The sequence below is a fragment of the Bradyrhizobium elkanii WSM2783 genome (assembly GCF_000472865.1).
In the GTDB taxonomy this organism is placed as follows: domain Bacteria; phylum Pseudomonadota; class Alphaproteobacteria; order Rhizobiales; family Xanthobacteraceae; genus Bradyrhizobium; species Bradyrhizobium elkanii_A.
The window spans coordinates 1-6977 of record NZ_AXAP01000169.1; the positions used below are offsets into that span (position 1 = coordinate 1).

Annotated in this window: 5 protein-coding genes; all 5 read right to left on the reverse strand. The window is 61.0% G+C overall.

The features are described from left to right. Nucleotides 1-606, reverse strand: a 606-nt coding sequence (locus YY7_RS65425) for an NAD(P)H-binding protein (protein ID WP_433994582.1), incomplete at its 3' end; no start/stop codon positions are given. Nucleotides 607-1722: 1116 nt separating this feature from the next. After that, a complete protein-coding gene (locus tag YY7_RS57395; protein WP_051397377.1) occupies nucleotides 1723-4011 on the reverse strand; it encodes a DNA-primase RepB domain-containing protein in 2289 nt (762 codons plus the stop codon). Nucleotides 4012-4116: 105 nt separating this feature from the next. Then, a complete protein-coding gene (locus tag YY7_RS0148930; RefSeq protein ID WP_155255680.1) occupies nucleotides 4117-4359 on the reverse strand; it encodes a hypothetical protein in 243 nt (80 codons plus the stop codon). A 242-nt stretch (nucleotides 4360-4601) separates the two neighbouring features. Further along, nucleotides 4602-4886: an AlpA family phage regulatory protein gene (locus YY7_RS65430; protein WP_051397378.1), complete on the reverse strand. Its 285-nt coding sequence runs from the start codon at nucleotides 4884-4886 to the stop codon at nucleotides 4602-4604. 472 nt (nucleotides 4887-5358) lie between these two features. Further along, complete coding sequence (locus YY7_RS0148940) at nucleotides 5359-6288, reverse strand: aspartyl/asparaginyl beta-hydroxylase domain-containing protein (protein WP_028169309.1); 930 nt, start codon at nucleotides 6286-6288, stop codon at nucleotides 5359-5361. Nucleotides 6289-6977: the final 689 nt, after the last annotated feature.

Here is a 6977-nt window from a genome sequence, read left to right on the forward strand (position 1 = left end):
CTCGGTGATGCTCATCTGCGTGACGGTCATCTGCGACATGTTCACGAAAGCTTCGACGCCGTGGTGACGCGCCACGGCAGCGGTATTGACCGTGGCCGTCAAGTAATCGGCCGAAACCGACATGCCGAAATAGATCCTCGTGCAACCTTCGATCGCGCGGTGCATCGCGATGAGGTCGGTCAGGTCNCCTTGCATGACCTCGGCGCCGAGCTGGCGCAGGGCCTCGGCGCGGTCATCCTCCCGGCGCACCAAAGCTCGCACGTTGTGCCCCTTGGCGAGCAACATCTCCGTGACATTNCGCCCGATGGAACCGACAGCGCCAGCTGCGCCNGTCACCAGGATCGGGCTAGGGTGTGACGATTGAGTAGTCATTTCATTGCCTCTGGATGATCGATTGCGGACGATCGCATACCCGAGGGCGTAGACGCTGAGCGCAGCAGGCGTTCTCACCATCGCATCGGACGTTGGGAAGAAAAGTCCGAAGACGAGTGCGGCGGCGTGGGCGCAGGATATTTGCAGGAACTGACCGAGTCCAGACCTTGCGCGATGTGCTTCATACCCTGGGTTGGGAGCATCTTGCCTAGGATTTCTGGTCCTGGGGCCCATAGCGGGCGGTTTCGCAATGACTGCAATCCTTCAGCTCTCGGGAGCTTAGGCGGACATGCCTGTGCACATTCCCGAAAATTTCCTCCAACCTGCGGCCGCTAAAATTGGAGCGCCGCCGCGCTCGAAAATTCTTTGGGATCTACTTTTCCGACCCTCCCCCCGCCCCTAGGTTAGTAGCTTCGGTGGGGCGTCGAGGTCGAAAGAAGGAGGCCTTCGCCATGGGATTTCGGAAAATAGCGTTCTTGATCATTGTGACCCTCGCTGGCGGCTCTGCCGCACTCGCCGGGGGCGGTGGTCGTGGCACTTCCCACGGTGGTGTGGCTGGCGTCGCTGGAACAAACCGCTCTAATGGTGCCACACACTTCTTCATCGTCCGCACGCCGCTTCCAATACAGCAGGCTCCTGCGTCTACCGGCACCGTTGGCTTCGGTGCGTCAAGGTCCCACGTCGACTCACGGATAGACAGCAGATTTTGATGTAAGACGACAGCGACGGCGCACACGACGTGCGCACAGGGATTTGAGACGTCGTGATTTTTCTTTTCCGGTTGTCCGAGCACCTCATGAATACTACCCGAGCACCTGGCCGGCGGCGGCCTCAAGCGCTTCGACGTCAGCATCGTCACCAAGCCGACCAGCCACCTTCAGCGCTGCAACAACCGGCGCTCGCGGGCTGAGATCCGCAGACTTTTGACTCCCGCGTTCCGTCGTGCCCGGGCACGGGCGGCACCAGCGGTTTCACTTCGGCCGGGAGGCGGGCGGAGCATGTCGACCTAGCTTTCATTTCCGCCGTGCACTGCCACCGCCGGGTGCGTTATTTTTGCCGGGGTGTCCGGCGCCCGCGCGATGACTTCCAACGTCTCCCCGGTCACCGTCGATCCGCTTGCATGGCCCGGCAGCGCCGCGACTCTCGCGGTCCTTCCACTCGCGACGCTGAGCCGCCCGGCGCCGTTTTTTGATGGTTGCTCCCGCGCCACCCGTCCGACCCGCCCAGCCTGCAGCTCCGGCATGTCCAGAAAAGTAAGTAACTGGAGACGGCTCACAGGCGCTCTCTCTTTTTAATACACTCATACACACACTTACTTACTTTTCTGGACATGGTGGCGGCGGCCGCACTTCAGAATGGCGGCGGTTCCGGTTCCGGTGGTGGCTGGCCGTCGCCGTAGAGCGGCGCAATGTTGACCTCATCCGCCAGCCGGTAGCGGCGATGCTGCACCACTTGGTCACCCTTCTCGCGCTCCTCCTCATGACAGATCAGAAGCCCGAGTATGTGCAGGGCTTGCAGGGTTCGGTCGGTGGTTGTGCGCGGCTTTTGCAGCCGCCGCCGGATATCCATGACCGGTGAGCCGAGCCCATCATAGCCGGGGTGGTTGGCAACATCCTTGAGCACGGCCAGCCGCAGCGGCGGCATGCTGTCGCGAGCGCAGCGCATCGTGAGATTCAAGGCCGCGTCGTGGTCCATACCGATAGCCATTGCGCCGCGCAGGACTTGGGTCAACTGCTTGGCGAGGCGTGTCGGTGCCTCTGGATCGTGGGCATCGATCACGTCGCCACGATAGTCGGTCTCGACGCCAGTCCGCGCCAGCGTCACGATGTCAGCTGCCTTCACGATCTTGTCTTCGTCGTCATCGGTCAGCTCATAAGGCGGCGCATTGACATCGATGTGGCTGACCAAGCCAGCCACGGCGTCCGCCATCTCCTGACGCATCGTGATCTCGGAGCCGGTATTGCGGATTGCGCGCCGTCCGTGGTCTTCCCGGCCTTTGCTGGAATCAGGGCGGATGGTGACGAAGCGGTCGCCCATCGTGGCAATCACGGAATGCGCCGTGTCCCACGCGGTGGTGCATGCGCCGATCACCACGAGGCGGCCTTCCCAGCTAAGGGTCTGACCGCCATCGGTGCCGACGTTGCGAACCCAACGGCCGTCATAAATCTCGCGGAGGGCTGCGAGAATGCTGCCCCTGACCTCCCGGGCAGCGCTGATGATCGAGGTGAAATCCTTGATCACCAGAATGCCGCGCTCGCCGATCACGCGAAGCAGGCCACCGGTCGCCGTTTTCGATTTCTGTTTCCGTGATGATGCCGACAGCAGCGCGCCGTCGCTGGCGATGGTCGAGACCACCAGCGCGCCAAGGCCGGTGACCGATTGCACCGTTTCGGTCTTCGCATTGCCGCTGCCTGAAATCACCAGCAGCCACGGCGGATCACCGGGCAAGCGTTCGCAGGCAGCAACAGAGAGCACCGCGTTCAATGCATCGATGTCGTAATCCTTGCCAAGCCAGCGGCGAAAGACCTCATGCACGTCGGCGAGCGTTTTCGGTTCGGCGTCCGGCATCGCCTGTGAGGACTTTGGCACAGTCGAACGCGGGTCTGCGTTCGTCATTTCTTCATCCCGCTCGCGCTGCTTCTCCTCGATCGCCTCCCGATGCTCCGCGATCCACTTGGTGCCATCGCGGCGAATGGCGCGCTCCTCTCTCACCCAATTCCAGCGCTCACTATACTCGCCAGCCGCAATGCGCGTCGCTTCCATCACAAGATCAACTACCTCATCGAGCGGATAGCCGCGCGAGAGCAGCGACGATGTCACCTTGATCTGAACCGGATGCACGCCGTATTTGTCGCCGCGCATGTAGATCATGCCGCGCAACAGGTCTTCGACATCGACATGTCGCCTGAAGCCGTACTTCTCGGCATAGCGCTCGTAGAAGGCGGGCTCGATCTCGCCAACCGACTTGGCGTGCTCACGTACCTTTACCTTGCGCAGGATCACCGGGCTGGCTTCGCTTAGCCATTCTTCGAGATCATCGAGTTCATAGCGGCGGCCGTTCTGCTCGACGATCTCCACCTCGGTCCATTCGCCGTCCTTGGTGTTGTGGGTGCCGGGCAACCGCATCAGCCGCGCGACCTCACAGCATTGCAAGTCACCACCGACCAGGTCGGCAAGCTGACGCAGCGCGGTTTCAATCCGCTCGATATTCTCTTGGGTGTCCACCGCTTCCTTGAACAGCCAATAGCAATGCAGCCCGTGACCGGAGAACACGATGATGCTCGGTGGATACCTCAGGCGCGCGAGCTGGCGCAGAACTTCAGCGCGATCAGGATCACCATCGAGGTTGCTGAAATCGATATCCGTGTGCAGGCAGGCGGTTTGGACGATGTTCTCTTTGGCGCGCCGCGCGCCTTGCTTGACGATGCCGGTGCAGAAGAACAGCCCGCGCTTCGGACGGTCCCACTTCGCGACAAATCCCGCGATGTGCGAGGGCACGCGCGTGGCGACCGTCCGTTCACCCGGCTCGGTTTCATCGTTGCGCTCATTGGGTAGCGAGCAGATGTAAACCGGCAGCTCGGAATCGAACATGGTTTCGAGGAAATCGGCGGCGATGGAGTTGATGTTTGCGGCATCCATGGCATTTGCATCCAGCAATGACTGATCATGACAGTGCGCGCTCTGCTGTTTGCGTTTTGCTGTTCAGCTTCGCCTGAGTGCCTGCGGAGCCGGGCAGTGGCGATTTTATTTGTTCTGCTGCTCGGGATCCTTCGCCAGGATCGCATTGCGCTTGATTTGGTCAGCGGCTTCGCCTTCGCGGCGTGCGGCTTCGCGTTCAATCAAGATTGCGGAACGACGGAGCGTCGCGACGATGGCGCGCATCGCGCTGGTGGTTGCGCTGCTGTTGGAAACGCCACGGGTCGCATGTTTGGTGACGAATAGAACCTGTTGGCAGATCAGGCCGACATGGCGGGCGAGATCAATCATCGCGCTCACCCGCGCTGTTGAGGCGGCTTGACGCCGGAATCGGTAGGACTATCTTGGCGTGATCCATGGTCGGCACCTCCATGCCGGAAGTGGTGTGATCATCGCCCGCCGCTTCGCCCCCAAAACGAGCGGCGGGCATCCTATTGTCGGTCTCGCTTACGCGCTCTCACCACTCTCGGCGCGGTTACGTTTGTGTTGCTGGGTGTCAATAAAACTGACACCCAAAAAAGAAGCCCCGGGTTTTAGGCCGGGGCGGGTTTCGGTATCGATTTGTTTGCTGTGCCTGGCGCAGGCGGCGATGGTCGCGGTTCGATCTTGGGCGAATCCCGTTGCGCCGCGCGTGCCGCGATCCAGTCGCGTATGTCGCCTTCCAACCAGCCGACAGCCGCCGACGAAGACAAACTGAAAGGCTTGGGGAACTGATCGCGCTGCACTAGCCGCCATAGCGTCGGACGCGATAATCCGATCAGGCGGCAGACCTCGCGGGCGCGAACGACGCGGGCAAGGTCAGATGATTGCTCGGGCATGATCCGGCTCCTTCGGCGGTAAGGTCAAAACGAGTGACCAGTTATGATGCTGATTGAATACGCGCGAGCGCGCCGCCTGTCTTCAGACGGGGACCGAGTTATCGTCGAGAAAATGCACGTGGCGTGATTTTGTTAACGATAACTCTGTTGCAGTGCGCTCGCGCGCGAGTGTCCGGTCTCGCAGAAGGCCCGTCGAAGCGGCAACGACGTTGCCGTCCGTGCCGGTGCGCTTTTCAACTGCGCCACGTGGCACAGTTGCCTTGCGAGTGCGCCGAACAGTATCTTAGACCTTGTTAGCTTGGCGTTAGCGCGGTCGGCGCGCCTTTTTGCTATGTGTTTGACTACTCAAGCCGAAATAGTATTTGACAAGTTTAGCGAAGCGTAATCCGCCACCTTTCTCAGCCATCTTCAATGCAGTTCGAGGGGAACGGCGGATTACGCTTCGCTAATCCGCCCTGCAGCTCCGCAGCTATCATCTCAGCGCCGATGCAACGATCAGCCCGAGGATCAAGACCGTCAGCGAATATTTCAGCGTGTAGTACACGTTGCGGTTCCACTCCTTGACCTTGCGGCTGGCGAGATGGACCTCGTAGAGCTTGCCGAACACCTTGTTGAGCACGCCGACATGTTCGCCGTCCACGTTCTGTGTGGCGGAGGCCTTGACGATGTGATGGCTGACCCAGCGGTTGATCGCGGTCATGAAGCCGTACTTCATCGGGCGCTCGACGTCGCAAAACAGGATGATGCGGTTGACGTCGGTCGCATTCTCGGCGTGGTGGATGAAGGTCTCGTCGAACATGAAGGCCTGGCCGTCGCGCCAGACGCATTCCACGCCGTCGACCATGATCCGGCACTTGTTCGAGTTGGGGGTGACCAGCCCGAGGTGATAACGCAACGAGCCGGCAAAGGGGTCGCGGTGCGCGCCGAGCTTGCCGCCGGGCGGCAGCATCGCAAACATCGCGCCGTGCACCGACGGAATCGAATTCAACAGCTCCACCGTCTTCGGGCACAGCGTGCGCGCCGACGGCAGGAAGTCGTCATACCACTTCAGGTAAAAGCGCTTCCAGCCGCTCTTGAAGAACGAATAGAAGCCCCAGTCGTTGTTCTTGGCGGCCGCGCGGATGAAGCCCTCGTCGAACAGCCGCACCGCCTCTTCGCGGATCGTCTCCCAGTTTTCGCTGAGCTTGGCGAGCTCGGGAAATTTCTCGACCGGGATCACCGGCGTGTTCGGAACGGCCGAGCCCGCATACATCAGCACATTGTAGGGCGCGAGATAGGTCGAATGATCGCCGAGCTGACGCGCGAAGCGCAGCCGCTCGCGACCGCGGAAATGCACATAAATCGTCGATGCCGCCAGGATGTAGAGGATCACCAGCTGCGGTGCGAATAGCGTTTTTAGCATATCAGTCCCTGCCGTGGCCCCGACCACAAGCAATGTTCGTGCAATGTTTGTATAGTGCAACCGCGCCCCAAAGCCAATGCCGGAGGCTGCATCCGGATCGAGCCGGCCTGCTCGCAGAGGAAAAATTCTCCAGCAATTCCAATATGAACCGGGGCGTCCAGCCCCTCTTCACGAAAATATTCCCCTTCACCCGTCGGGCAAATCACCGCTATGAATCCGCGCGTCTCACCCGAATGAGGGGCGGATCGCGATCGTCACGAACGTTGCGGTGAGATGCGGTGGACGCCGGTATTACGACTGACGAGCGTGACATCAGCGGACGGCGAAGTCGTGTGGTCCTGGCGCCCCGACGCTGGCGCTAAGTCTCGCAGAGATGATCTGAGAGGCGACGGTTGCAAGAAAGCCGGTCACCGGGGAGAGCGCGAAGTAAGCCGTAACACCATCGCGCAGGGAAAGTCGGAGTTGCTTCGGTTGACCTGTGGTCCTACCCCCGCGCTATTTGTTGCACGGGACCCATGGGTGCAACCGGCACCCGGCTTTCCCTGCGCCCTCCGTTCGATGAGAGGGTGAAAAGAGTTCTGTGCGTCAAGTTCAGCAAAATTGATCATGGGGTCCGGCCAAGCCATCCCCTCGGAGCCGCCGTCGCTCGCTCGCCCCAAGCGCAGCGCTGGCGAGCGACGGCGGCGGAG